The sequence below is a fragment of the Streptomyces sp. NPDC002784 genome (genome assembly GCF_053592135.1).
On the sequence record NZ_JBSFVD010000163.1, the window covers coordinates 1 to 1,627 of the forward strand.

The 1,627-nt window shown below is 67.9% G+C and carries 2 protein-coding genes; one reads left to right on the top strand and one right to left on the bottom strand.

The window, feature by feature from the left end:
• Nucleotides 1–69 precede the first annotated feature (69 nt).
• Complete coding sequence (locus ACWD1Z_RS37480) at nucleotides 70–1,338, bottom strand: esterase/lipase family protein (RefSeq protein ID WP_451125392.1); 1,269 nt, start codon at nucleotides 1,336–1,338, stop codon at nucleotides 70–72.
• 113 nt (nucleotides 1,339–1,451) lie between these two features.
• Here ACWD1Z_RS37480 and ACWD1Z_RS37485 point away from each other — a divergent pair.
• The coding region (locus ACWD1Z_RS37485) for a transposase (RefSeq protein WP_451125394.1) at nucleotides 1,452–1,627 on the top strand (176 nt) is incomplete at its 3' end.

The following is a 1,627-nucleotide window of genomic DNA, read 5'->3' on the forward strand; positions in this document are numbered from 1 at the left end:
GAGCTGCAGACACTCCTCGCCCTCTGGACCGGCGCCTGCCCCACCTGCCACCGCGACATACCCACCCCACTACGGACCTGACCAAGCCCTACTAGCCCAGCTGTCGATCTGTTCGACGATCCAGCCGCCCAGCTCCGTGGTCATCAGGGTGTGCGGCTCGTTCTGCGAGGCCAGCCTGAAGTCGTCGAGCTCGCTCGTCTGCGGTTCGAGGCCGGTGATGTCGACGTACAGGTCGGCGTCGGTGGTTACGTCGCGGATGGCGACGGCGCTGACGGAGGGTACGAACGAGTGGTCGCGGATGTGGGCGTCGGTCTTGAGACCGAAGAAGAGCGGCTGCTCGTTGAGCTTGTCGGCCAGGATGCCGAAGCCCTGCAGGGTCCCGCCGGGGGCCCCGTCGATCTCGGGGATGTCGTCGGTCGGAACTTCCTTGGCCGGCGGCGGGGTCAGCAGCCGCAGGGTCGCGACGATCTGGTTGTCGCCGCTGCGCTGGGCGTAGAGGTTGGTACCGAGAATGGTCAGGCCCTTGCCCTCGACCGCGTGTCCGCCAGGCTTGATGCCGTTGCCCTGACCGGTTGCGACGCCGTTCGCGACGCCGATCTTCAAGGGAATCGCGGGCCAGTTGCCCATCTGCTCCAGCTCGGCGAGGAGTTGTTCGCGCAGTTCGTCCACGCCGGGCTTGTCGTCCCATTCCTCGATGTGCCAGGCCAGCAGCTGTCGGGCGGCCGGGCTGTTGATCTGGCGGGAGAAGGCGTCATTGAGCTTCCGCGAATAGTGCGCGAACGCCTGGAGGCCGATGGGGATCCAGGCGCCGCGGTGCGGGGTGTCGTACGACCAGTACAGGCCGGTCTGGTGGTCGACCCGCTGGGACTCCATTTTGGTGAGGGCGTAGCGGGTGACGAGGCCGCCCATGCTGAAGCCGCCGACGGCGAGCGGGTGACCGCCCTGGCGCTCGGCGCCGGCGCGCCTGATCGCTTCGATCGCGGCGTCCGCGTTCTGCTGGATCGCGGTGCTGCGCTCGTGGAAGCCGAGGACGATGATGTCGTGCCCGCGGCGGCGCAGCTCGCTGAAGAAGGCGTACTGCCCCCAGTCCAGGCCCTGCCACAGCATGCCGATGTCGCTCGGTCCCATGTTGAACCCGTCGGCGGCGATCACGGGCTTGCTGAGCCGGTCGCCGCCCTCGGCGTAGTACACCCAGGCGGTGCCCCCCGGGAGGTCCCACACGTCGTTCGGGACCGGCGGGATCTGGGTGGGCGGCTCCTCGGGCCCAGGGGCCAGGATGATGGGCGAGGCGGCGAGGGCTTCGCGGATCTGCTGCTCGGTGGCTTGCGGCTCAGTCATGGAGGGGTCCCTTCATAGCGCGATTACGCAGCGCACCCATATGAGCACAAGGAGTGTTCATTGATCTAGGGCGTGTTGCGAAAGTCGATCTTGGTCGTGAATGATCACTTGTCGTGGGGCGTGGTGATCTGACGAACGACCAGTGGGCCCGGCTCGAGCCGTTGCTGCCGCTGGGCAAGAAGCCGGGCCGTCCTCCGGTGTGGACCCGGCGGCAGTTGATAGACGGCATACGGTGGCGGACCAGGACCGGTGCGCCGTGGCGCGACGTGCCGGAACGGTACGGGCCGTG